The organism is Colidextribacter sp. OB.20 (assembly GCF_009911595.1).
Taxonomy (GTDB): Bacteria; Bacillota; Clostridia; order Oscillospirales; family Oscillospiraceae; genus Lawsonibacter.
This window is the reverse complement of the sequence record NZ_QWKG01000070.1, coordinates 1-23,729: the sequence shown is the minus strand read 5'-3', so window position 1 is coordinate 23,729 and position 23,729 is coordinate 1. Positions and strand designations below refer to the sequence as shown.

General features: G+C 53.0%; 23 protein-coding genes and 1 pseudogene. 18 read left to right on the top strand and 6 right to left on the bottom strand.

Annotated features, from left to right (window positions below):
- Window positions 1-61: 61 nt before the first annotated feature.
- From D1641_RS15505 to D1641_RS15480, 6 genes are all read right to left on the bottom strand, one after another.
- Window positions 62-214, bottom strand: coding sequence for a hypothetical protein (locus tag D1641_RS15505; RefSeq protein WP_160667269.1), 153 nt, complete (start codon window positions 212-214; stop codon window positions 62-64).
- A 319-nt stretch (window positions 215-533) separates the two neighbouring features.
- On the bottom strand, window positions 534-1,397 hold the full coding sequence (locus D1641_RS15500; protein WP_160667267.1) for an asparaginase: 864 nt from the start codon (window positions 1,395-1,397) through the stop codon (window positions 534-536).
- Window positions 1,394-2,029, bottom strand: a complete 636-nt coding sequence (locus D1641_RS15495) for a nitroreductase family protein (protein WP_160667265.1) — start codon at window positions 2,027-2,029, stop codon at window positions 1,394-1,396. The genes D1641_RS15500 and D1641_RS15495 overlap by 4 nt, the downstream gene beginning before the upstream one ends.
- 17 nt (window positions 2,030-2,046) lie before the next feature.
- Window positions 2,047-4,104 (bottom strand): pentapeptide repeat-containing protein, encoded by a 2,058-nt coding sequence (locus D1641_RS15490; RefSeq protein WP_160667263.1) that lies wholly within the window; start codon window positions 4,102-4,104, stop codon window positions 2,047-2,049.
- On the bottom strand, window positions 4,101-5,132 hold the full coding sequence (locus D1641_RS15485; protein WP_160667261.1) for a hypothetical protein: 1,032 nt from the start codon (window positions 5,130-5,132) through the stop codon (window positions 4,101-4,103). Before D1641_RS15485 ends, D1641_RS15490 begins: the two co-directional genes overlap by 4 nt.
- A 17-nt stretch (window positions 5,133-5,149) precedes the next feature.
- On the bottom strand, window positions 5,150-7,357 hold the full coding sequence (locus tag D1641_RS15480) for a radical SAM protein (protein WP_160667259.1): 2,208 nt from the start codon (window positions 7,355-7,357) through the stop codon (window positions 5,150-5,152).
- A 251-nt stretch (window positions 7,358-7,608) separates the two neighbouring features.
- On the opposite strand from D1641_RS15480, the gene D1641_RS15475 reads away from it, so the two are divergent.
- From D1641_RS15475 to D1641_RS15390, 18 genes and pseudogenes are all read left to right on the top strand, one after another.
- Window positions 7,609-8,967 (top strand): ParB/RepB/Spo0J family partition protein, encoded by a 1,359-nt coding sequence (locus D1641_RS15475; protein ID WP_160667257.1) that lies wholly within the window; start codon window positions 7,609-7,611, stop codon window positions 8,965-8,967.
- Window positions 8,968-9,283: 316 nt separating this feature from the next.
- Window positions 9,284-9,625 carry a hypothetical protein gene (locus D1641_RS15470; protein WP_160667255.1) on the top strand — a complete coding sequence of 114 codons (342 nt, stop codon included), beginning with the start codon at window positions 9,284-9,286 and terminating at the stop codon, window positions 9,623-9,625.
- Window positions 9,619-10,698, top strand: a complete 1,080-nt coding sequence (locus tag D1641_RS15465) for a DNA cytosine methyltransferase (protein WP_160667275.1) — start codon at window positions 9,619-9,621, stop codon at window positions 10,696-10,698. Before D1641_RS15470 ends, D1641_RS15465 begins: the two co-directional genes overlap by 7 nt.
- A gap of 7 nt (window positions 10,699-10,705) precedes the next feature.
- Window positions 10,706-11,392, top strand: a complete 687-nt coding sequence (locus D1641_RS15460; protein ID WP_347707449.1) for an antirestriction protein ArdA — start codon at window positions 10,706-10,708, stop codon at window positions 11,390-11,392.
- Window positions 11,393-11,432: 40 nt separating this feature from the next.
- On the top strand, window positions 11,433-11,906 hold the full coding sequence (locus tag D1641_RS15455) for a PcfB family protein (RefSeq protein ID WP_201757396.1): 474 nt from the start codon (window positions 11,433-11,435) through the stop codon (window positions 11,904-11,906).
- Complete coding sequence (locus D1641_RS15450) at window positions 11,893-13,731, top strand: VirD4-like conjugal transfer protein, CD1115 family (protein ID WP_160667253.1); 1,839 nt, start codon at window positions 11,893-11,895, stop codon at window positions 13,729-13,731. Before D1641_RS15455 ends, D1641_RS15450 begins: the two co-directional genes overlap by 14 nt.
- A gap of 199 nt (window positions 13,732-13,930) precedes the next feature.
- Window positions 13,931-14,059: pseudogene (locus tag D1641_RS15445) on the top strand (Maff2 family mobile element protein); the annotation flags it as partial.
- Window positions 14,060-14,694: 635 nt separating this feature from the next.
- Complete coding sequence (gene tet / locus D1641_RS15440; protein WP_160573177.1) at window positions 14,695-16,614, top strand: TetM/TetW/TetO/TetS family tetracycline resistance ribosomal protection protein; 1,920 nt, start codon at window positions 14,695-14,697, stop codon at window positions 16,612-16,614.
- A gap of 44 nt (window positions 16,615-16,658) precedes the next feature.
- The gene (locus D1641_RS15435) at window positions 16,659-17,564 is read left to right on the top strand and encodes an aminoglycoside phosphotransferase family protein (RefSeq protein WP_160573176.1); all 906 of its coding nucleotides are present in this window, start codon (window positions 16,659-16,661) and stop codon (window positions 17,562-17,564) included.
- 55 nt (window positions 17,565-17,619) lie between these two features.
- A complete protein-coding gene (locus D1641_RS15430) occupies window positions 17,620-18,063 on the top strand; it encodes a sigma-70 family RNA polymerase sigma factor (protein ID WP_160573175.1) in 444 nt (147 codons plus the stop codon).
- Entirely contained in the window at window positions 18,050-18,262 is a 213-nt protein-coding gene (locus D1641_RS15425) for a helix-turn-helix domain-containing protein (protein ID WP_160667249.1), read from the top strand. Before D1641_RS15430 ends, D1641_RS15425 begins: the two co-directional genes overlap by 14 nt.
- A gap of 30 nt (window positions 18,263-18,292) precedes the next feature.
- Window positions 18,293-18,697, top strand: coding sequence for a winged helix-turn-helix domain-containing protein (locus tag D1641_RS15420; RefSeq protein ID WP_160573173.1), 405 nt, complete (start codon window positions 18,293-18,295; stop codon window positions 18,695-18,697).
- A gap of 479 nt (window positions 18,698-19,176) precedes the next feature.
- A complete protein-coding gene (locus tag D1641_RS15415) occupies window positions 19,177-19,572 on the top strand; it encodes a plasmid mobilization relaxosome protein MobC (protein ID WP_160573172.1) in 396 nt (131 codons plus the stop codon).
- Complete coding sequence (locus tag D1641_RS15410; RefSeq protein WP_160573171.1) at window positions 19,544-21,190, top strand: relaxase/mobilization nuclease domain-containing protein; 1,647 nt, start codon at window positions 19,544-19,546, stop codon at window positions 21,188-21,190. Before D1641_RS15415 ends, D1641_RS15410 begins: the two co-directional genes overlap by 29 nt.
- On the top strand, window positions 21,180-21,566 hold the full coding sequence (locus D1641_RS15405) for a cysteine-rich VLP domain-containing protein (protein ID WP_160573170.1): 387 nt from the start codon (window positions 21,180-21,182) through the stop codon (window positions 21,564-21,566). Before D1641_RS15410 ends, D1641_RS15405 begins: the two co-directional genes overlap by 11 nt.
- A 113-nt stretch (window positions 21,567-21,679) precedes the next feature.
- Window positions 21,680-22,450 (top strand): phage replisome organizer N-terminal domain-containing protein, encoded by a 771-nt coding sequence (locus D1641_RS15400; RefSeq protein WP_160584445.1) that lies wholly within the window; start codon window positions 21,680-21,682, stop codon window positions 22,448-22,450.
- A 65-nt stretch (window positions 22,451-22,515) separates the two neighbouring features.
- Window positions 22,516-23,373, top strand: coding sequence for an ATP-binding protein (locus D1641_RS15395; protein ID WP_160584446.1), 858 nt, complete (start codon window positions 22,516-22,518; stop codon window positions 23,371-23,373).
- Entirely contained in the window at window positions 23,370-23,567 is a 198-nt protein-coding gene (locus D1641_RS15390; protein ID WP_160584447.1) for a transposon-encoded TnpW family protein, read from the top strand. Before D1641_RS15395 ends, D1641_RS15390 begins: the two co-directional genes overlap by 4 nt.
- Window positions 23,568-23,729: the final 162 nt, after the last annotated feature.

Here is a 23,729-nt window from a genome sequence, read left to right as displayed (position 1 = left end):
TTTTCACAAATCTATTCTCATCCTTTTTGCACCATTTGTCTTTATTTTTCTTCGAGTTCTACTATTGATTCGCACTTGTAAAGAGCATATCAACGATTTTCCCCAAGCTGGCTCCGGCAAGATAATACTCAAATATGCTGCGGACAACATCTGCATTTTCTTCATGTATGACGATTTTCTCGCCAATCAAAACATAGCCATATGGAAGTTTCATAGTTACCTCGCTTTCTAAAACATAAATAAAAGCAGGTTTGAGAGATAACCAATCTCCTCAAACCTGCTCGCTGATACCTATAATATGTAATTGTAGCCAATTTTAAGATTTGATTTTAGTGCAATTCTTACAAAAAAAGACCAAACCTGCGTATAACTATCGTTAAACGCAGGTTTTGTCTACAATGGACTGTGGTGCCAAAAAAGATACACCATTTTTCAATGATCGGTAGAAAATGATTATTACCAGACATGAAATCAGCGAGAGCATTTTGGACTTTCCAAAGAAGATTGTCCAAAATACTCTCGCCAATTCAAATTCACAGATAGAAGCGCACTATTTGTTTCAATTGATACTCCGATTCTTCGTTGATTATGCTGATTTGCACCGAAATCCTACATAAAGCTTCAACAACATCCCCCCATCCTCTATCCGATATGATAGCGACCCCCAGTTCCCGCCTTTGGTCACTAAGGGCAAGCAGATGGTTTACCCCGGTTTTCGCTACCAAACCGCTGTCAGCACACAAGACCGTTGAAATACAGCCGTCTCCTTCCACCATAACCGGGTTCGCGTGCAGCGCAGATACCAGCCGGGTGGCGGTACCGCCAGAAATGGCTTCCTTGCCTAACCTCTGATAGGCAGACGCAATGCCGCCTAAAGAAATCCCATAGGTGGGAATTCCGCAGTGGTCCAGCTTCAACATGGGAGTCTCGCCGGTGTAGTCCTGGATATACCCAAGAATTTCCTGCTGGGCAGGACTGCTCATCCTTTCATATCCAGCCGTGCCGCCGGTTAGCTCTCTTTGCAACAGCATAATGGCCATATGGTTCCCAGAACAGGGATGGTAAAGTCTCCGCTTCCTCCCACCATGCAGGAGCCAATCCTGGTAGGAAATCCTGCCCTCGGGAGCCGTGGGTGGGAGAACCAACTCACTTTCCCGAAGCCTGGTCTTTGCCGAGAGTGATCGCAAGGCCTCCATGTGCTGAGGCTGGCCCAGGTGAGATGAGGACAGCAACGCCAATTCCTCGGGGGACAGGGCATAGGCCTGATCCAGCCCCCGGTCCAAAAGGGGAAGCAATTGAAGGGGCTTAGCGGCGGAGTGCATCCACGCAATCCTTTCACTGCGTCCACCGCTGAGGACAGGGGTCCTCCACCCGTCCACCACGATATAATCTGTCATCCGTTCCACTCGTCCACCTTAGCCTCCAGAGGCTCCCTAGGGGTCTGGTGGTGAGTCTGATAACCCAAGGCCACACAGGCAACTAGAGGCTGCCGGAGCCCCATACAATCCTGGTACTCTTGGCAGGCATAGAGGACATCACACATCCAGAGACTATCAATCCCATGGGAGGCCGCAGCCAAAAGCAGGTTTTCGATTGCCGCCCCGATGGCCTGAAGGTCCGCCACCTCAAAAGGCTGGGCGCTCAGGGCCCACCGGTGGGAATCACCGTGCTCGTTTCCAGGATCCCGGACATAGCTCACAAACACCAAGACCGAGGCGTCCCGCAAAACCCGGACGCTACCTTGGGCCAGCTCCAAATCGTCGGTGCCCTTGCCCCGCTCTTGGCGCTCACCGCAGAGGATTTCCAGCTTCCGCAACAAAATATCAGAGAGGCACTCCTTTGCGGCCACCTCCGTCACCACGGTGAAATGCCAAGGCTGACGGTTTTTGGGCGAGGGGGCTCGCATGGCCGTGCGAAGAAGGCCCTCTAGGCACTCCCGGGAGATGCCACGGGTACAGTCGAAGGAGCGGGTGCTCTTCCGCTCCCAAATCGCCCGCTCACTCAATAGTGTAATGTTCTTCGTTTCCATAGCGGCCACTCCGTTTCTTATTGATTCTCTGGGGGCTTGTCCAAATTGTATTTTCCCGTGCAGTCTGTTATTTCAAAGAGCGCCGGGTCCAGGCCCCGGAAATCAGCACTCTCCAGGTTACAGCGGAGGAACTTTGCCCCCTGGAGGCGGCAATCGGCAAAGGAGACATGTTCAAAACCGCAGTCCTCGAATACCGTATCCCGTAAATCCGCGTCTTCAAACAGGGCCAGAGTAAAATCACAGTTAATGAAACAGCCTCCCCGCACTTGAGCGTGGGTGAAATTGGCCTTGCGGAAACAAGGTCCTGCGGATCCTTTTTTGCAGGCATCTGTCTGAACCAGCAAGCTGTCTCGTAAGTCGCAGTTGGAGAAATCACAGTCAACAATATGGGCGTGGGAGAAATCCGACAGGCTGAACATAGCGAAAGCGAAGCGGCAGTTTTCCAAGACTGTTTCCTGGAAGGTGGCCTTCTGACCGTAGCAGCGGTCCAAAATACAATGCTTGAGAAGCGCGTCGGAAAAATTGGCATCGGACATCCGGCTGCCAACGAAATTGTAATCCTCGATGCAGGCCTGGGACAGAACACATGCTTCAAGATTCACAAAGAAAGCCGGCCCCAGCCTCCGTCCCTCCCAAGAATCAATAAAGGGCGGAAGCGGCCACTCCTCCTCATCCAGCTGAGCCGACAGCCAGTACTCCTTCCAGCCGAAACGGCTGCCCTTTTCCTGCTGGAATCCCAGCTTGGCATTGGTCAGGACCGCCCCACTTAAATCCGCATAAGATAGGCAGACGGAATCCAAGGTGACGCTGGACATCACTGCCTGACGAAAGGTAGCCTGTCGGAAGTCACACCAGGCAAACAAGCAGTTGATCAAAAGGGCGTTGACAAAGGAGGCGCTTTTAAACCGCATGACTCCGTTCTGGTCGCTAAATTTCTGGCCGCAAAAATCCGTGTTTTGAAATACGGCCCTTTCAAAGCAGCTCTCCCCGTCGGCCCGAATCTGGTTCAGCACTGCGTCGGAAAACACAGCCTCTCGACAATTTGCGCCCCTCAGATTCACAAAATTCAGCCGGGCGCGGGTAAAATCCGCGCCTTGAAGCTTCGCCTTGTGGAGGTCAATTCCCTCCAACTTTTCGGAATCTTTGGGATTGGGATTCTTCTCGAAGACGCTGTTTGTGAATACGGTACCGTTCAGGCACAGGGGCACCGTGCTCAGAGAGAGGAACGGTGCAGTGAAGCTCTGCTTCTGCAACCGCTCTCCCTCCAGAAACTGCTCTCTCAGCAATTCCTCTAATTCCCGCACGGTGCCCCGCAATAGGTCATACTCCGAACATGTAAGGGAACCACGCCGGGAATCGTATTTTTCTACCCACAGATAGTCTCGGTAGGATATGAGCTTCTCATAATCTTCCACAAATTTCTTGCTTGTGATACTGCTGAGGACGCTTTGATCATCGGGTGCATGAAAGCTGTCCTTGTGGTTTTGAATGAGTCGCTCCGCCAGCATCTCTATGTCGCCAATCCACTTAAAGACGCCGTCTATCTGATTAGGGGGGGCCGACTTGCCCTTTTCGGAGAATAGCTTTTTGCGGGCGTAGCGGGCAAAAATGCGTAGGCACCCATCATGGCATATGACACAGCAGGTGTAAACAAGCAGAAAAAGACTCACCACAGAGGAAAAAGCTATGACCACAGGTGGCATCCAATCTGCGACGGGAACAGGTTTATCCGCATTGTCGATCCAAAAGCAGCACAACAGAGAAAGTAGGCTGGAGATTGTCAGGATTACTAGACAAGCTGTATATATACGAAGTAAGCTGTCAATGCTCTTCTTTTCATAGGGCTTTTGCTGGTCTTTCAAGAAGCCCGCAACAAATATGTAAGCCGTGATGGCCAGCGCCAGAAGTGCCAGCAAAATGGCAATCAAGGTTGCGTAAATGGTAGTGGTAATGGTTTTGGCATCCCCTGCCCCAGATATCACGTCACGGAAGAGGGATACTCTATGTATCAAGAAAACGCCGCCGAACAGGCTCAGTGTGACAAAAATGGGAATTTTCCAATTACGATCCTTCATCTTCCGCCGTCTCTCCTCTCTTCATCCAGCTCCCTCAAAAACGCACCCCGGCAGGAGCAGACTGGCCCTCCGCAAAGATCAGTCAGCAGTTCCTGCCGCCGCCGGGGGTCGAAATCCGCAATAAACGCCTCATAAAAATCCATCAGCTTCCGATGGCAGGCCGGACAGCTCTCCGGGGGAATGGCCTCTCGGGCCCGTCCCGCCTCCTGCCGGTCTCCGTACCAGGCCAGTTCCACCCTCCCAAGCAGCCCGTCGTCCAGGTGGCTCAGCAGCTCAATTAGCATCCAATGGGAAATCCGGCGGTAGGAGTTCTCCTGATACAGCTGTCCCAGCAGCGTATTGGGCTTGATGTTCGCCGGAAAGATCACAGCCCGGCTGGCCCCATGGGCAATCGCCCAAGCAATGGAGTCTAAAGCGTCCTGAATCTGCCTCTCCGGAGTCAAAAAGGGCGCGCCGAGAAAGACGTTCAGCACCGCCGCCATGCCAAAACTGCGAATCAGGGAAACAGTTTCGGCCAAAGCGTCCAAATCCATGTATTTGCAAAGAGAATGCTCCAAGACCCAGGAATCCGCAGACTCGAAGCCCAGCTCCAGCACCACCTCTTGGTCCGGCAGAGCCACTTGGAGATGTTTTAGAACTTGGGGCGTCACCGTAGTGTAATGGGTTTCCAGAATAACCGTCGGCACACCGCTGCTTCGTACCATCTCCAAAACAGCGTCCAGCACCGGCGGGGCCATCTCCCGCTCATCCAGAATGCTACCGCAGGTGCCAAGCAGAATCTCCCGCACCGGGCCCGCAGTTTCCTCCAGAGCCTTTTTCAGCTGGGATACCGCTTCTTCGGCGGTGATGGCCCGCCCCCCGCCGTAATCGCACATGGTGCAGTATCCTGTCTCCCGGAACCGGCACCCCACGCTGGAAAAGCAGATGTGGAGGAAGTCCCCTCGGTTCCAGACCTCGCAGAGGTTCAGGTCCCGTGCTCCGATGTCCCGGGCGGCTTGGTTTTTCCGAATCAACGCAGTATCCATCATCTCATCCGCTTTCTGTGTCAGAATTCCGAATACGCCGTCCTGCGGAAATCCAAGGCCTCCCTGGGCTCCACGATGGTCAGCGTATTGTTGCGACAGGCGGGACAGGAGGGGCCCAAGGTCAAGCTATAATGGCGGCAGATTTCCTCTGCTCTCTGGGTGAGCTCCAGAAACCACTCGTTGGAGGGAGGGACGACATCCTGCATATCCGTAAAAGGCACCGGGCGGAAAGGGGATAGAATCGGCGCCGCACCCAAGCGGCACACCGCCTCCACGCCCTCCAAAAGGGACTCCATAGGCTCCAGTCCGGCGATGAAGGAGCAGCGGACGGCCCCCATTTTCCCCACGCACTCCGCCGCCCAGCTCAAGGCATTCAAATACCGCTCCCGGGAAATCCGTCCCTTTCCGGGCATATACCGAAGAGCTAGGGTGCGATCATAGAGCTCCATGTTAAAAGCAAACTCCGTAACCCCGGCCTCGGCGTAGGCCTGAATATCGTCCTGCTTCCGAGGCGGTAGGCACATGAGGTAAATGGGCATCCGGGAGTAAGAGCGAATCCGGCGGCACATGGCAAGAATTGTTTCCCGCTCCCTTCCCGGCTCGTTGGAGGCCCCGCCAATCAGGATGTGGCGGAAGGGACGAGGTCGCATGGAAAACCAGTGGTCAATGGTCTCCAAAATATCCGCCTGAGAAAAGCCCTGGTCTGTGTCTGTCACCTCGCAGAACCGACAGCCCATACCGTGGCGGGGAAAGGTACAGTAGGGGTTGTTCTGCAGGCGGAGGCGGTCCGTCGCCAAGAAGCTGATGCGCTCCAAAGGGATGCCAGCCGCCGTCCGGGAGCAAGACTGGGAATAGCGGGCGTCGTATTCAACGTCTGCCAGCTCCTCCCCGAAGTACAAGAGGCATAGACCATCCCCGCTTCGCCGGAGGGAGAGAGCATAGGGAGAGCAACCCACTAGCTTACAAGACAAAGGCGTATTCATATATGTGCCGTCTACTAGCAGATCCAAAGAGAAGTAGGTTCCCTCCCGCATTCCGCCATGGGTGCGGATATAGTCCGCCGCCTGGGGCAGAATAATGGTCCCTTGGTTGGCAAGGCCGATTTTCAGCTCCGTGAGAGAGCGGACCCGTATGCTCTTCCGCCAAGCTGGACTGGGAGCTGGGAGGCTGGGGTGAAGCCGCACGGCCTGGTCTCTGTCGCAGGGACTGAGAATATTATCCCGGAAGACCATCGTATACTGACAGGCACAGTTCTCCGTGTCCTGATTCTCCCGGTACCCGTCTAAAAGGAGCTCAAAAGGTACGTTTTTCTCCCTGGCCCGGTTCAGGAGATAATGCCCGTGGAACCCCCCGTCCTCATAAATCTGGGAGAAGGAGCTGTAGGGGACGCTGACCACCTCCACCCGCTCCCTGAGTTCTGGGGAGACTGCCTCGTGCCGGAAAGAGGCCATAGTACACTCCTGGACTGAGGGCAGGCCCGTTTCCAGCAGGGCCCGGTTCAAAAGATGGGTTGAGCCCTGGAAGCGGTCGTTGACCTCCAAGAGGAAAATACCTCGCTTGGTCCAAATGCCGTCCACCCCCAGTACGCCCCGGTAGCCTGTGGCCCGGACCGCCTCGCATAGAGGACGGGCGGCGGAGAGGAAGGCCTTTCTAATCTCGCTGGGCAGAGCCTGGTAGGCAGGAAAATCTGCTCCCCGGTAGAGGAGGCGCTGACCGCTAGGAACAATGACCTGAATGGATCCAGGAAACAGGAGACTGTCCTCATCGTAAATCACCGCATGGAGATTCAAGGGAATATTAGAGGCAATGAAACCAGAAACCAAGTATTCCCTATCCGGGTTGAGGGCATTAAAAACCTCCGCCTCGTTATCCCGACCCAGATAAAAGGTTCCCTGACCCCCGGAGGAGACGGCCTCCTGGATGATATAGGCCTCGGAATCTGTCCAGAGGCCAGAGCCTTGCAGCGCGGCGTAGGTACACTCCCGCCCGCGGTACACCTGGCTTTCCAGCATTGGAACCACATCCCGGGCGAAAGTGCGGAAGGAACGTTTGTTGTCCAGCGTCTCAAGGAGAGACTTTCGGTTTAGGCAAATGCTGCGGGATACCACTACATCGGGAGCCCCGTGGGTGTAATTGGGGTTGTAGGACATGAAATGGCAGTCCGGGTACTGCCGGATGAGCTCCAGCTGGCGCTCTAAAATAAAGGCAGATGAGGCGGGGTGATCCACGTTGTGGTTGATTCGGAGGCCATGAGTCCCGCAATAAGAGCAGTTTCCACCGGTATCGCTTGCAACGCTTGACAAAGGGAAACATGATAAACAACAAAAAAATGGACTGTCAACCTTACCGAAAACGCCGCCCGGCTGTAAAAAGGGCGGCGTTTTTGCGTGACAGGGAAAGGAGGAAAACGTATAAGGAGACGGGGCCAAAATAAGGTTTTGGCCCCGTTTGTATTTGAAAAAGTAAGGAGGTCAAGCGAATGGCAGAAGAAATTAAAACGACCCCAGCCCCGGAGGGACAAACGCTGGAGCCCCCCGCGCCGGAAGTGTCGGAGGCCCCGCCCGCCCCGGAGCCGGGGGCCCAGGGTGTGATCCCCGGCATGGAGGGTCCCCCGGCCCCGGAGAACAAGGTGATCAACCTGTCGTCCGTCCGGGCGGGGCAGGAGCAGACGGACCCGGCCAAGGAGGGCGGGCAGGAGTGGGAGAAGCCCCAGGAGCAGCCGGAGCCACCCCGCCGTGGCCGCCGCCCCAAGAACAAGGAGGCCCCGGCCCAGGGTGAGAGGCCCAAGCGCAAGGGCCGCCCGCCCAAGGCGGAGAAGCAGACCCCCGGCGGGGGCGGAGCTGGCAAGACGGCCAAGACCGCCACGCGGGGCAAGGCCGCTGGAAAATCCGCCCCGGCCAAGGAGGAGGCCCCGCCGCCTCCCGCACCCGCGCCGGAGGAGCCGCCCCAGCCCAAAGACGCCTCCCGTGGGGAAAAAGAGGAGATCGTCTATCTGGACCTCTCCCAGCTCCACCCGTTCCAGGATCACCCGTTCGGCGTCCGGGACGACAATGAAATGAAAGGGCTGGTGTCGTCTGTGCGGGCAGGCGGCGTCCACCAGCCCGCTCTGGTGCGCCCCCGTGAGGGCGGAGGCTATGAGATCATAGCGGGCCACCGGCGGCAGCGGGCAAGCGAACTGGCGGGGTACAAAAATATGCCCTGTATCGTCCGCAACATGACGGATGATGAAGCCGTCCTCGCTATGACGGACGACAACCTGCGCCACCGGGAAACGATTTTGCCCAGCGAAAAGGCGGCGGCCTTGAAGCAGCAGTATGAGGCCATCAAGCACCAGGGGACGCGGGGCGACGGCGCGGACCTGGGCAAGCTGTCTCTGGACAAAGTGGGCGAGCGCAACGGCATGAGCGGAAAGACGGTGCAGCGGTACATTTATCTGAATGACCTTGTGCCGGAGCTGAAACAGTTCATGGACGGCGGCAAGCTGTCGTTCACCCCCGCTGTGGAGATTTCCCGTATCAGGCCGGACCATCAGAAGTATATCGCCGTGTCCATTGAGGGGCAGCAGTCGTCCCCCTCCAAGGCCCAGGCGAAGAAGCTGCGGGAAATGGACGAAAAAAACCAGCTCAACCCGGACGTGATCGACGCGGTGTTGAGCCAGGAGAAGAAAAAGGAGGATTTTGACGTGATCATCAGCTCTGCGGAATTGGCCCAGTATTTCGGCAAGGACAAGACGCCCCGTGAGATGAAAGATCAGATCATGGCCCTGTTGGGGGAGTGGAAAGAGAAGCAGCCCCCGGAGCTGGGCAAGGGCGAGAAAAAGACGGATAGGGAGAAGTAAGCGGAGGCTCTGGACACCGTGTCCAGAGCTTTTCCCATCCCCCGTGAAAACGGCTCTTGTGGAATATCCCCCGTCGCCGCGCCACTCATAGCACAACCGGGGCAGCCTGTCAAGGGCAAAGCCGCCGCTGCGCGGCGGTGCTCCGCACCCTTGACTGGCAGTCCCGGCTGTGCTACTCCCAAGGCGCGACGGGGGATATATCCTCCAGAGCCGCCCCCCTTTCCCCAAGAATGGGGAAAGGGGCGGGGGGAAAAGGGGCTGACCGTCTCCCTCCCAGCCATTCCATACAATAAAAATCCGAACGGAGGTTTTGAACATGAAAATGCCCCTGGCGTATGTCACCGCCGCCTGGAGCGCGGACCCCGTGGAGGCCACGGAGCAGGCTGCCCGGTATTGCCGGGCTGTCTACGAGGCAGGCTTCTCCCCCATCTGCCCCACGCTGTACCTCCCCCTGTTTCTCAATGACGCTGTGCCGGAGGAGCACAAGAGCAGCATTGATATGAGCCGGGACCTGCTGCGCCGCTCCCGTGTGCTGGTGGTGTGCGGCCACGCTGTCACCGAGGCGGTGAAAAATGACATCGCCGTGGCCCAGCGGCTCAAGATCACGGCCACCACCCTGGAGGGTATTCTGACGGTAAAGGGGCAGGGCCGCTGCTGACCCTGGGAAGCCTCTTTGACGGGATCGGCGTGTTCCCCCTGGCCGCCCGGCGTCAGGGGATCGTCCCCCTGTGGGCCAGCGAGATCGAAAAGGCCCCTATCTCCATTACGAAACGCCACTTCCCGGACATGGAGCACCTGGGGGACATTACCCGGCTCCACGGCGGCGAGGTCCCGCCCGTGGACATCATCACGTTTGGTTCACCCTGTCAAAATCTATCCAGCGCGGGCCGCCGTGAGGGGCTGGGCGGGGCAAAGTCCAGCCTGTTCTTCCAGGCGGTCCGCTTGATCGAGGAAATGAGGGATGCCACTGGAGGTCAATTTCCAACAATCGTTATTTGGGAAAACGTCATGGGAGCTCTGCTATCAGGAAACCGGCTGGATTTTAGAGCCGTCCTGCAATCTCTCACAAACACCGAAATTCCAATGCCTGCTTCTGGACGCTGGGCCAACGCCGGAATGGTGCGAGGCGGAGGCCGTGACGTGTGCTGGCGTCTGCTGGACGCCCAGCATTGGGCAGACCCCCGGCTGGCCCGGCGTCAGCGGGTGTTCGTCGTGGCGGATTTTGGAGGCCGACGTGCCGGAGCGGTCCTGTTTAAGCCCCGCCGCCTGTTCCCGGCTCCTGCGCCTTGCGGAGACTTTGGGCTGCCCCCCGCCGGAGGCAATCGAATATCTGCTTCTGAAACAGGGGGGCCGCTACCAGTCGTCCACCCCTTTCAAGGTTACCGTATGCGGGGGGCGGCCAAGGCGGGGGACGTTGGGAATTTCCTGGGGAGCTTTGGAAAACCAACAGACCCTTTTCCCACCCTGATGGCCGGGGGGCTGACGGTGTTTGCCCTGTGGCTGGAGGGCCGGGAGGCGGAGGGCGTCATTACCTGGCTGACCCCCACGGAGGGGGAGCGGGCCATGGGCCTGCCCGACGGCTGGACGGCGTTCGGCCACGACGGGCGGCCCGTCTCCGCCCGCGCCCGTCAAAAGGCCCTGGGAAACTCCATTGCCCTGCCCTGTGCGGAGTACATCATGGCGGGAGTAAAAGAAGAATTGGAGGGAGGGAAACCGTATAGCGATATTTGAAGCCTGTGTGACGAACCTGGGCAAGTACAACGAGGGCCAGCTTGTATATGAGCGGGTGGCGTTCCCCACCGACACCGAAACTGTCCAGGCCGCCTTGAAAAAGATCGGGATCGACGGTATTCGGTATGAGGAGATTTTTATTTCCGATTATGACGGCCCTATGCCCCAGCTCCACAAGCACCTGGGTGAGTACGAGAGCATTAACGAGCTGAACCATCTGGCCTGTGTGCTGTCGGAGCTGGATAAGGACGAGCTGGCAAAGTTTGAGGCCGTCATGGACGGCGGCGAGTACACCGGCAGCGTCAAGGAGCTGATCAATCTGGCCCAAAACCTGGACAGCTACAGCTTTTATTCCGATGTTCACACCGAGGAGGACTTGGGGCGGATGTATCTCCAGGAGCTTGAGGCCGTCCCTGTGCCGGAGCACCTGATCGACTACATTGATTATGAGGCATACGGGCGGGACGCGCGGATCAACGAGGGCGGGCACTTCGCCCCTGGCGGGTACGTCCAGGGGGGACATTCGTTTAAGGAGCACTACTACGGGATCGAGGACATTCCCGACGAACACCGGGTATTCTCCATGCCTAAAGTGCCCATCCGGGAGCAAATGGCCGCCTATCAGGAAATGGCAAACCGGGCTTCCCTGACCACGGAGCGGTCCGCGCCCAAGGTGGACCGGGAGGAGCGGTAGCCCTCTGGACACCGTGTCCAGAGGCAGGAGGTGATGATTTTTGGTAGATGAAGATATTTCCCGGCGCACGATAGCCCTCTCCATCCGAACGGGGAAGCTGACGGCGCGGACGCTGGCCTGGGCGCTGCGGGCGGCAGGCCGGAAGATCCAAAAGGAGCGGCAGGCCCGCAAGACGCCCCACGGCAGGCAGAGCGTCAAGCAGCTTATGAAGCAGGGCGAAGCGACCAACAGCCTCCCCGTGGAGGCCCCCAGGGAGTTTGACCGGGTGGCCCGGCGCTGGAATGTGGACTACGCTTTTTACAAGAACGGCGAGGGAAAATATCTGCTGTTCTTCAAATCCAAGCAGGCCGACGCCATCACCGCCTGTTTTGGGGAATACTCCCGCCGTGTCATGGACCGGCCCAGGGCGCGGCGGGTCCCCATTCTGGAGCGGATGAAGCGGGCCGGGGAGCTGCTGCGGGGCCAGGAGCGGACCCAGGAGCGGGCAAAGGAGGCGGAGCGTGAAGAAAGATAGCTTGAAAAAATATCTCCTCCCCAATCTGCCCTACCTGTTCATGGCCTGGGGCTGCTTGAAGCTGGGGACGGCCTACCGTCTGGCGGCTGGGGCCAACGCCGGGGAAAAGCTGGTGGGCATGATGGACACCATCAACACGGCCTTTGCCTCCCCCGCCCCTGGGCTGGACCCGGTGGACTGGCTGGTGGGGATCGCGGGGGCGGCGGCCATCCGGCTGTTCGTCTACGTCAAGACCAAAAACGCGAAAAAATACCGCCGTGACGAGGAGTACGGATCGGCGCGTTGGGGCGGCCCTAAAGATATAGCCCCTTTCGTCGATCCCAAGTTTGAGAAAAACGTCATTCTCTCCGGGACGGAATTTCTCACCACCAACACCCGGCCCAAGAACCCGGCCAACGCCCGGAACCTCAACGCCTGCGTGATCGGCTCCTCCGGCTCCGGCAAGACCCGGTTCTGGCTCACGCCCCAGCTCCTCCAGGCCCACTCCTCCTATGTGGTGGTGGACCCCAAGGGCGGGGTGCTGTCCCAGGTGGGCTACTTCCTCCAGAGGAAAAAGGGCTATAAGATCAAGGTTTTCAACAGCATTGATTTTTCCCGCTCTATGCACTACAACCCCCTGGCCTATATCAAGAATGAGGCGGATATTCTGAAATTCGTGAACACCCTGATCGCCAACACCAAGGGGGAGGGCAAGGAGGGGGACCCGTTCTGGACCAAATCGGAGACGCTTCTATACTGCGCCCTGATCGCCTATATCATCTTCGAGGGGCCGGAGGAGGACCGGAACATGAATACCCTGGTGGATATGATCTCCGGCATGGAGGTGAAAGAGGAGGACCCGGACTTTATGAACGCCATCGACTATATGTTCAAGGGCCTGGAGAAGCGCAAGCCGGACTGCTTCGCCGTGAAGCAGTACAAGAAGTACAAATTAGCCAGCGGCAAGACGGCGCGCAGCATACTTATTAGCTGCGGGGCGCGGCTGGCCCCCTTTGACATTCCCCAGCTCCGGGAGATCATGAGCTGCGACGAAATGGAGCTGGACCGCCTGGGAGACAAGCGGACGGCGGCTTTCTTCATCATCAGCGACACGGACACCACCTACAATTTCATTGTGGCGCTGGCGTTCTCCCAAATGTTCAACCTGCTGTGCGAGAGGGCGGACAACGTACACGGGGGCCGCCTGCCCCACCACGTCCGGGTACTGTGGGACGAGGCCGCCAACACGGGGCAGGTCCCGAACCTGGAGAAGCTGGTGGCGGTGATCCGCTCCCGCGAGGTGAGCCTGACCCTGTTCTATCAGGCACAGTCCCAATGCAAGGCCATTTACAAGGACAACGCGGAGACGATCATGGGCAACATGGACAGCGTGATTTTCCTGGGCGGGCGGGAGCACTCCACCGTCAAGGAGATTTCCGAGGCGTGGCTGGGCAAGCAGACCATCTCCATGCAGACGGACAGCCGCTCCCGCGGGCAGTCCGAGAGTTACAGCCAGAACACGCAACGCCTGGGCCGGGAGCTTATGACCATGGACGAGCTCACCACCATGCCCGGCGATAAGTGCATTTTACAGCTCCGGGGGCTGCGGCCCTTTTTCTCCCCCAAGTACGATTTGAAGCAGCACCCCAACTACCGCTATACGGCGGAGGCGGACAAGAGAAATTCCTTTGACCTGTCCCGCCTGATCTCCCGCCGTATGGAGAAGCTGGACCCCGACGAGCGATATACCGTGTACGAGGCGGACGTGCCGGACGAGGCGGACATAGGCGAGGACGAGGACATCTTCAACTATGACGACCTGGACGACCCGGACGCCTTTGTATAACCTCTGGACACCGTGTCCAGAGCGTTCCTGCCGCCTGACAAGGGCGGCTAATTTATTAGGGTTCCCGCAAAATCGTAGATTTTGTGGGAGGAGGAGCCACAACGGAATGAATGAGTTTTCACGCTTGCGTGGAAACGAATGATATGAAGTTTGTGGCGACGAGGCCGGGATAACATTCCCGGAGAATATGGAGGTATTTATGCAGTTTTTCGCTTCCGCTATCACCACCTTGCAGACCCTCGTTGTGGCCCTGGGCGCTGGCCTGGGCGTGTGGGGCGTCGTCAATCTCCTGGAGGGCTACGGGTCCGACAATCCGGGCTCCAATGCTCATGTACGGTAAAGAAGCAAACAACCGAAAACAAGACATAGACCGCCAGCACCACACTATTCCGAACCAAAGAAGCTAAAGACCAAAAGATAAGCATTATGGAAATGTGCATAACAGGCTATGGAATCATGGATAACTCTATTCACAGCACATGGAAAAGCTAAAGTGCAGCTTTCCCACGTCCTGCAAACAGAGTTACCCACAATTCCATAAGACAGCCAGTTATACACATTCCCACAATGCCGACTACTACGGAAGCCCATTCATTTCTTATATCTTTTTGTGAAAAAGAAATTTCTCTTTTGGGTACTTCCTTTCTCCGAGCCAATGTGCTATAATAGCCTCATTCCAGAAAAGGAGTAAAAAATATGCGGCAAGGTATTCTTAAATAAAACTATAATCAAATAGCGGGAACAAAGAATTGTATTTGTCCTTGAATGAAAGGGCTTAGTTTTTTGTACCCAATTTAAGAATACTTTTGCCTTATCAATATTGACATATCGACAGTAAGAACAGCAGTCGCCAGCAAGCGTATGCTGTATATGTGTATGTCCGTAACCTATATCCCCAGTGGTAAAAGTATTTACTGCTGGGGATTTTTATGCCCTTTTGGGCTGTAAAGGGAGGACAATCACATGAAAATAATCAATATCGGCATTCTTGCCCATGTAGACGCAGGAAAAACAACTTTAACAGAAAGTCTGTTATATACCAGTGGAGCGATTGCGGAACAAGGCAGCGTGGATAAAGGAACTACAAGAACAGACACCATGATTTTAGAACAACAGCGGGGAATTACCATTCAGACAGCAGTTACCTCTTTTTGTTGGAATGGTTATAAAATCAATATCGTGGACACTCCCGGTCATATGGATTTTTTAACCGAAGTATACCGTTCTCTATCTGTCCTTGACGGGGCTGTTTTAGTTGTTTCGGCAAAAGACGGTGTACAGGCGCAGACCCGGATATTATTTCATGCGCTTCAGAAGATGAACATTCCGACCATTATCTTTATAAATAAGATAGACCAAGACGGAATCAATCTATGCCATGTTTACCAAAACATTAGGGAAAAACTTACCCATGATATGATTGTCATGCAGGAAGTTGTCTTATCACCAAAGATAACAATGACCGACATTTCTGATTTGAATAAATGGGATACCGTTATTGCTGGAAGCGATGAACTGTTAGAGAGATATATTGCGGAGGATTCATTGGATATACAAGATTTACAACGTGAAAAATGCCAAAGAACCAGACGTTGCTCTTTGTTTCCTGTTTATCATGGAAGCGCAAAAAACAATTTAGGAACGGAGAAATTGATTGAGGTAATTACGGAAACTTTCGTCACAGGAACAGAGAATAGTCAGTCCGAATTATGCGGATATGTTTTTAAGGTTGAGTATACAGCACGGAAAAAACGACTTTCCTATTTGCGTCTGTATCATGGAACGCTCCGTTTGCGAGATACGCTCTTGCTGTCAAAGAAGAAAAAGATAAAGATTACAGAAATGTTCATTCCGGCAAATGGCGAAATCGTTCCGACAGACCATGCCTATCCGGGCGAAATCGTTATCTTATCCGATGATACTTTGAAACTGAATGATATTTTGGGAAATGAAAAGCTCCTACCTCACAAAGCATGGCTTGACAATCCTATGCCTTTACTTCGGACAACCGTCTTTCCAGAAAAGTTGGAACAAAGGGACGACCTACTGAATGCTCTCACAGAAATTGCTGATACAGACCCGCTTTTGCAGTTTGAAATTGATACTGTCACCCATGAGATTATTCTATCCTTTTTGGGAAAGGTACAGTTAGAGGTTGTATGTTCGTTGCTGGAAGAAAAGTATCATGTAAGAGTGGCTATGAAAGAGCCTACTGTTATTTATCTGGAAAGACCGTTAAAAAGGGCAACCTATACAATTCATATTGAGGTACCACCGAATCCGTTTTGGGCGTCTGTTGGTTTAACTATAACACCACTTCCTGCCGGAAGCGGAATACAGTATGAAAGTGAAGTATCTCTCGGTTATTTAAACCAAAGTTTTCAAAATGCCGTCATGGAGGGGGTACGTTATGGACTGGAACAGGGCTTATATGGTTGGGAGGTAACAGATTGCAGAATTTGTTTTAACTATGGAGTTTATTACAGCCCTGTCAGTACCCCCGCAGATTTTCGATTTCTTGCGCCTGTTGTGTTGGAGCAGGCATTGAAAAAAGCAGGAACACAGTTATTGGAGCCATATCTTTCCTTTACCCTTTTTGCGCCACAGGAATATCTTTCACGGGCTTACAATGACGCACCAAAGTATTGTGCAGTGATTGAATCAACTGTAGTTGAAAATGATGAAGTTATCTTTAAAGGAGAAATCCCTGCCCGCTGTATTGGTGAATATAGGAGTGATCTGAATTTTTATACAAACGGAAGAAGCGTTTGTCTTACAGAGCTAAAAGGGTATCAAGAAACTTCTGGTGAGCCAGTATTGCAGTCACGCCGTCCTAACAGCCGCTTAGATAAGGTTCGGCATATGTTTCAAAAAGCAACATAATCTCTTGCGTGATGTTCCAGAGAATGCTTAGAAAGGAGATAACTATGTATTTATTTCATGAAGAAATACAACACTGGAAAGATTGGGAAAGAATATTTTTCTCTATTCCCGTTTTTTCTCCGTTAATAAAGAAAATTATGCAAATAGAAAAATTACGGGCTTATGAGATAGAAAAGTCAATGCCCGGAACAAACGCAGTATTCAAAGCAGGTAATTATGTTATTAAGATATATCCACCTGTTGACAGTGGGCTTAATGGAATTTTAGATATGGAAAATGAAGCCCGCATTACACGAAGTATCAACGCCATAGGTGTAGAATCACCTTGCATTGTGGCAAATGGAATCATCAAGGATAAATATGATTTTGCATATATCATTATGAACTATATAGAGGGGCTTCCTTTTCGTATAGCCGTAAAATCCATGAGTGATATGGAAAAAGAACTTATAGGGGTGAAACTTCGTGATATTACAAATAAATTAAATGTTCCTAGTAATCATTTTAGCAATACAAATGTTTTGCTTGATGTGGATAGGCAAAGCAGGTGGGAAAAATACAGTAAGTGCTTCCAACGAGAAAGATTAAATTATATAAAAGCACACAATTATGGAAAACTTGTGTTAGTTCATGGAGATTTAAATGGTGATAACATATTGATAAATAGTAATGGGAAAATCAGTATTATTGATTTTGCCGAATCGGTTCAAGCACCAAAGGTATATGAGGACGCACTGATTGCAATAGAATTATTTAATTTCGACAAATCACTTCTTGTTGGTTATTTTGGTGGCTGCAATTCTGATACTATTGCCCAAACGTGCTTTGACGGACTATTGATACATGATTTTGGTGGGGATATTATAAAACACCATTTAGGAGAATATAGAGATTTTAAATGTTTGGAAGATTTACACCAGAGAATTAAGGAGAAGTTTTCTGTTCAATGAAAATACAGCCATACACATTGCAACACCTCATACGGTAGAAAGGGAGGAAGTTTTTATGGAATGCACAGAAAAATACAAAGAGCATATTGAATATACATTTAATGCCTTTTGCAGAGTAGTCATACGCTATGCGGCTATCAACGCATGGCGTGACAGGGATAAGCGGCGGCAAAGGGAAATATCCTTTGAATACCTCACAGAAGAAAAGTTTTATCCGTTTTATACGTCAGATAACTATTTTATAGACCCCTACAAGCAATATCCTGTCACTATATGCGGACAGACGATTATCCTCACTAACGGGGAGCTTGCCGCCGCCCTGTCCTCTCTGCCAGAGAAAAAGAGGGAAATCATCTACCTTTATTTTTTCGGGCGTTACACACAGCAGGAAATTGGGGAACTATACGGACGCTGCCGAAGTACGGCATGGCATCATATACACAGTGCCTTACAAATGTTGCATGAAAAAATGGAGGTACTTTTTCGTGAAGAATCTTAAACTTATACCGTATGAAACCATTGTTAGAGCGACCAACGGAGAGCCGGAAGCGGTGGACGAAGTTTTACAGCATTACAGCAAGAGAATCCGGCTTGCTTCTCTTGAAAACGGACACGTCAACAAGGACACCGAGGACAACATCAAACGGCGGCTTATCGCTGCCCTGTTTCAGTTCCGCTTTGATGAACAGGCTACATAACAGGGGGTGAGATTTATCGGGAAAATAATCATGCTTACATTCAACGATACAGAAGAAAAAGCAGTTGAAAAAGCTATAGCCGCCCTTGCCGATATAATACCGCTGGAAGCCATACAGCCGCCCCGTTCCCCCGCATTGGTTTTTCCGGGACTGGAAATCAGACTACACCAACGCCGGGTATTAAGAGACGGGGCAGACATCTATCTCACTCGCTTAGAATACGGCATACTCTGCTATCTTGCAGCCAGTCCGGGGAGGGTATTCACAAAGGCGCAAATCTTTGAATCCGTGTGGAGTATGGAAAGCGAAAGCTGCCAGTCAAGCGTTACAAGTGTGATATGCAACTTGCGGAAAAAGATAGAGCCGGACAGCAAAAACCCCACCTACATAAAGACCGTTTTAGGCATAGGCTACAAGTTTGCTTCCGGGGAATGAAAACCGAATAACCGCCGCCCTTTTTGGCAGTCAGAAAGCAGGAAATCAAGAAAAGGTTTCCTGTTTTTTTGTACCTGTTTTTGTCAAATGCTGTTACGAAAACACGAAAAGATTTTCCGGGGAACTTTGCCATATTTTCCTTCCAGTGCGTAGTGATAATGACGGGAAAAATATTCCCGCAAAGTTGGCAGAAGCCCCGCCCTCTCCGTCGAGGGTATCAGCAGAAGCCAGCACAGCGGAATCCGTCACTTTCTTAGAGCAAGATTCTACCACAGTACCAAATTTCGCTAATCGCTCATTTTGTCCTGCGGGAATCTTGTTGGGGTTGCCACCCCAAGCCCGCCTTTTTGCGGCTTGCGCCGCTTGAAAAATCCCTCAAAAAATTTTTTTCGGATTTTTCAAAAAACACTTCCGCTTATGCCCCTGTTTTTCTCCTATTAGTGAAAGGGCAAAGCATAAAAGAAAGGAGGTCTACGACCATGAAAAGATATAACACGCCACACCGCCACAGGGTAATCAAAACACGCTTGACCGAGGAAGAATACGCCGAGTTTTCCGAGCGTGTCGCCCTCTGCAAAATGAGCCAGTCTGAATATATCCGGCAAGCCCTAACCAAGTCAAGGATATGCCCGGTTATCACTGTTTCCCCGGTCAATGATGAATTGTTATCTGCTGTTGGGAAACTCACAGCCGAGTACGGGAAAATCGGCGGCAACTTGAATCAAATTGCCCGCTGTCTGAACGAGTACGGCGCACCTTACAACACCCTCTCCCAAGAGGTACGAGCCGCCATAGCGGAGCTTGCCGCCTTGAAGTTTGAAGTCTTGCAGAAAGTAGGTGAAGCCGTTGGCAACGTTCAAACATATCAGCTCTAAAAATGCCGACTACGGGGCGGCTGAACAGTACCTAACCTTTGAACATGACGAATTTACCATGAAGCCCACCCTTGATAAAAACGGGCAGATTGTTCCGAGGACAGGCTATCTCATTTCCTCTCTGAATTGCGGTGATGAAGATTTTGCCATAGCGTGTATGCGCTCCAATCTGAAATACGGCAAGAACCAAAGAAAAGAGGACGTAAAGAGCCACCATTACATTATCAGCTTTGACCCCCGTGACGCTGCCGACAACGGCTTAACGGTTGACCGGGCGCAACAGTTAGGCGAGCAGTTTTGTAAAGAGCATTTCCCCGGACACCAAGCCCTTGTATGCACCCACCCGGACGGGCATAACCACAGCGGCAACATTCATGTGCATATCGTCATAAACAGCTTGCGGATTGCGGAAGTGCCGCTGCTTCCCTACATGGAAAGACCAGCGGACACAAGGGAGGGCTGCAAGCACCGCTGTACGGACGCTGCTATGGAATATTTCAAAGCGGAAGTCATGGAGATGTGCCACCGGGAAAACCTTTATCAGATTGATTTACTCAATGGCAGCAAGAACCGAGTTACCGAGCGTGAGTATTGGGCGAAGCGGAAAGGACAAGCCGCACTGGATAAAGAGAACGCTTCCCCTGCCGTCACAGGAGAGCTGCCCAAACTTACGAAATTTGAAACCGACAAGGAGAAGCTGCGGCGCACGATCCGCACCGCCCTGTCCTCTGCCCTCTCTTTTGAGGACTTCTCCGGGAAGCTGCTACAACAGGGCGTGACCGTCAAGGAGAGCCGGGGGAGGTTGAGCTATCTCACGCCGGACAGGACGAAGCCAATCACCGCCCGGAAACTGGGTGATTATTTTGACCGCGCCGCCGTACTGGAAACACTCACCATAAACGCACAGAACGCCGTCAGAGCCGCCGAAACACCCGCACCCAAAGAGGAACACCCCCGCAGCATAAGGGAGCGTTTACAGCGCAATAAAGCCACTATAAACACACCCAAACAGGACACTTCCCAACGGGAAGCTGTACAGCGCATGGTAGACCGGGAAGCCAAACGAGCCGAGGGCAAGGGCACAGGATATGACCGCTGGGCGGCTGTTCACAACCTAAAGCAGATGGCGGCGACCATGAGCATTTATGAGGAATCCGGCTTTTCTTCCCCGGAGGAACTGGAAGCCGCCCTTGCCACCGCCAGCGCGGAACTGTCAAGCGTCCATGCCAAACTGAAAGCCGTGGAAAGCGCTTTACGGGAGAAAAAAGATTTGCAGAAACAGCTATTAGCATACATCAAGACCAAGCCCGCCCGTGATGGGCTGAAAGCACAGAAAACAGAGAAAGCCCGCAAAAACTACCGGGAGCAGCACGAAAGCGATTTTATGATAGCGGAAGCTGCCACCCGGTATTTTAAGGCACAGGGAATCTCCAAGATTCCAGCGTCCAAAGCCCTACAAGCGGAGATTGAGCAGCTTATGAGGGAGAAAAACACGCTTTACAACGAGTACCGGGAAAAGAGGGAGCGCACAAAAGAATTGCAGACCGTCAAAAGCAACATTGGGCAGATTTTAAGGCGTGAGCCGGAGCGCGGAAAGGGGCGGGATAATGAACGGTAAACACCCATACATGGACTATTTACAGCACCGGGCGGCGTGTCGGCTTGTGCATGAGTGCTGCAACTACGATAACGGCAACTGTATTCTGCTTGATAACGGCGAGCCTTGCGTATGTGTGCAGAGTATCAGCTATTCGCTTTTATGCCGCTGGTTTACTGCCGCCGTGCTGCCATTGGACGGGAAACTGGAAGCCGCCCTTTTGCACCGGGCAGACAGGAAACGTTGTACCGAGTGCGGCGGGTATTTTCTCCCCAAGTCAAACCGTGGGAAATACTGCCCGGACTGCGCCGCAAAAGTGCGCCGCCGGAAAGAAGCCGACAGACAGCGGAAAAGATACCACCTTTCTACGCATTTAGGCTATGAAAGAAGCCCGTAAATCAAGGCTTTTCAGACCGCCCTCAAAGGGTAGGCGATATTTATATCCTTTACCCATGAAAACAGCGTTCTAAAGCGTGACAGAAGCCACAGAACAGACCAAAGGAGGAACAAATGGCAGACAACCGCAAATATTACTACCTAAAGCTGAAAGAGAGCTATTTTGATGAGGACGCTATCGTGCTGCTGGAAAGTATGCAGGACGGCGTACTCTACTCAAACATTCTCTTGAAGCTGTACCTAAAATCGCTGAAGAACGGGGGAAAGCTCCAGCTTGACGAGAATATCCCCTACACCGCACAGATGATAGCCACAATCACCCGCCAGCAGGTAGGCACAGTGGAAAGAGCCTTGCAGATTTTTATGAAACTGGGGCTTGTAGAGCCGTTGCAGAACGGGGCTTTGTACATGAGCAACATTGAACTCTTAATCGGTCAGTCCTCTACCGAGGGGGAGCGCAAACGCCGCGCAAGGCGGGCTTTGCAGGAGCAAAAGACATTGCCGGAAGCCGTGGCGGACAAATGTCCACCATATGCCGCGGACATTTGTCCACCAGAGAGAGAGTTAGAGATAGAGAAAGAGATAGATATAGAGTTACAGATAAAGAGAGAGGGAGAGATAAAAACAGGACAGACCGCCCGCGCCCCTTTTGGCAGATACAAAAACGTATTCCTGTCAGAAAAGGAGCTTGCAGAACTGCAAACGGAGCTTCCCGGCAAATGGGAATATTACATTGACCGTTTATCCGGCTATATCGCTTCCAGCGGGAAGAAATACAAGAACCATGCCGCCACTATCCGGCGTTGGGCGGCTGATGATGAAGCAAAGAAAGCACCAAAGCAAAAGATACCCGATTATTCCTACCGGGAGGGCGAAAGCCTTTGACAACAGAGATAGAACGCCCCGTAAACAGGGCGTGGAAAAGACCACTAACAGGAGGATTTTATTTTATGAGCGATTATGACTATGACAATGCCATTTTCCAGCTTGCCACGGCACAGGAAGCCGAGCCGGAGGACTATACCGGGGAGGACGGGCTTTTATACTGCGGGAAATGCCGCCAGCCCAAAGAAGCCTATTTTGCGGAGGGAAAGACACTTTTCGGACGCGACCGACACCCCAAGGAATGTGACTGTAAACGGGCAGACCGGGAAAAGCGGGAAGCCGCCGACCGGGAGCAGAAGCACCGGGAGGAAGTGGAACGGCTGAAAAGAATGGGCTTTACCAACCCGGCTATGCAGGAATGGACGTTTGAAAACGACAACGGAAAATGCCCCCAAATGGATAAGGCGCACTTTTATGTGGAGCATTGGGAGGATATGAAAGCGGAGAATATCGGCTACCTGTTATGGGGGAAAGTCGGCGCGGGAAAAAGCTATTTTGCCGGGTGTATCGCTAACGCCCTCATGGAGAAAGAGATTTCCGTGTGCATGACAAACTTTGCACTTATCCTCAACGACCTTGCCGCCAGCTATAAGGACAGGAACGAATACATAGACCGCCTTTGCCGCTTCCCCCTGCTTATCCTTGACGATTTCGGCATGGAGCGCGGCACGGAATACGGGCTTGAACAGGTTTACAACGTGGTTGACAGCCGATACCGCAGCAACAAGCCGCTGATCGTGACGACCAACCTCACGCTGGAAGAATTGCAGAACCCGGAGGACACGCCCCGCGCCCGGATTTATGACCGCCTGCTTGAAATGTGTTCCCCTGTCTGCTTTACCGGGGAAAATTTCAGAAAAGCCACGGCGCAGGAGAAAATGGAACGGCTGAAAACGCTGATGAACAGAAAGGAGAGCCTATGACAGATACCCCAAACAGGAACACCGCCACTACTGCCCGCCGCCCGGACTGCGTGACCGAGGTACGCCGGGGGAACACCGTCCTTGTGGTTTCTGGCTACTTCAAACAGGACGCCACCGCCACCGCCGCCGACAAGATGATGAAAGTGCTGGAAGCGGAAAGCGCAGCCGGGGGAACTGCCGCCCATGCCATATAGAGCGACATTCCTTGATAAAAAATATTCGACATTATGTGCCATAAAGTAACAAAAGGACTGTACAGCCAGCCCCGACCTATGGTATAATAGACATACGGAATAGTGGGGCTGGCTGTCGGAAACGGAGGAATCTATGTCAAGACAGACCGCCACAACACTTAT

Excerpts from the sequence above, each read along its gene's own strand:
- D1641_RS15485 (WP_160667261.1), bottom strand. The coding sequence starts at position 5,132 with ATGATGGATACTGCGTTGATTCGGAAAAACCAAGCCGCCCGGGACATC.
- tet (WP_160573177.1), top strand. The coding sequence starts at position 14,695 with ATGAAAATAATCAATATCGGCATTCTTGCCCATGTAGACGCAGGAAAA.
- D1641_RS15505 (WP_160667269.1), bottom strand. The coding sequence starts at position 214 with ATGAAACTTCCATATGGCTATGTTTTGATTGGCGAGAAAATCGTCATA.
- D1641_RS15475 (WP_160667257.1), top strand. The coding sequence starts at position 7,609 with ATGGCAGAAGAAATTAAAACGACCCCAGCCCCGGAGGGACAAACGCTG.
- D1641_RS15390 (WP_160584447.1), top strand. The coding sequence starts at position 23,370 with ATGACAGATACCCCAAACAGGAACACCGCCACTACTGCCCGCCGCCCG.
- D1641_RS15490 (WP_160667263.1), bottom strand. The coding sequence starts at position 4,104 with ATGAAGGATCGTAATTGGAAAATTCCCATTTTTGTCACACTGAGCCTG.
- D1641_RS15405 (WP_160573170.1), top strand. The coding sequence starts at position 21,180 with ATGAACGGTAAACACCCATACATGGACTATTTACAGCACCGGGCGGCG.
- D1641_RS15470 (WP_160667255.1), top strand. The coding sequence starts at position 9,284 with ATGAAAATGCCCCTGGCGTATGTCACCGCCGCCTGGAGCGCGGACCCC.
- D1641_RS15415 (WP_160573172.1), top strand. The coding sequence starts at position 19,177 with ATGAAAAGATATAACACGCCACACCGCCACAGGGTAATCAAAACACGC.
- D1641_RS15495 (WP_160667265.1), bottom strand. The coding sequence starts at position 2,029 with ATGGAAACGAAGAACATTACACTATTGAGTGAGCGGGCGATTTGGGAG.
- D1641_RS15400 (WP_160584445.1), top strand. The coding sequence starts at position 21,680 with ATGGCAGACAACCGCAAATATTACTACCTAAAGCTGAAAGAGAGCTAT.
- D1641_RS15395 (WP_160584446.1), top strand. The coding sequence starts at position 22,516 with ATGAGCGATTATGACTATGACAATGCCATTTTCCAGCTTGCCACGGCA.
- D1641_RS15430 (WP_160573175.1), top strand. The coding sequence starts at position 17,620 with ATGGAATGCACAGAAAAATACAAAGAGCATATTGAATATACATTTAAT.
- D1641_RS15420 (WP_160573173.1), top strand. The coding sequence starts at position 18,293 with ATGCTTACATTCAACGATACAGAAGAAAAAGCAGTTGAAAAAGCTATA.
- D1641_RS15500 (WP_160667267.1), bottom strand. The coding sequence starts at position 1,397 with ATGACAGATTATATCGTGGTGGACGGGTGGAGGACCCCTGTCCTCAGC.
- D1641_RS15435 (WP_160573176.1), top strand. The coding sequence starts at position 16,659 with ATGTATTTATTTCATGAAGAAATACAACACTGGAAAGATTGGGAAAGA.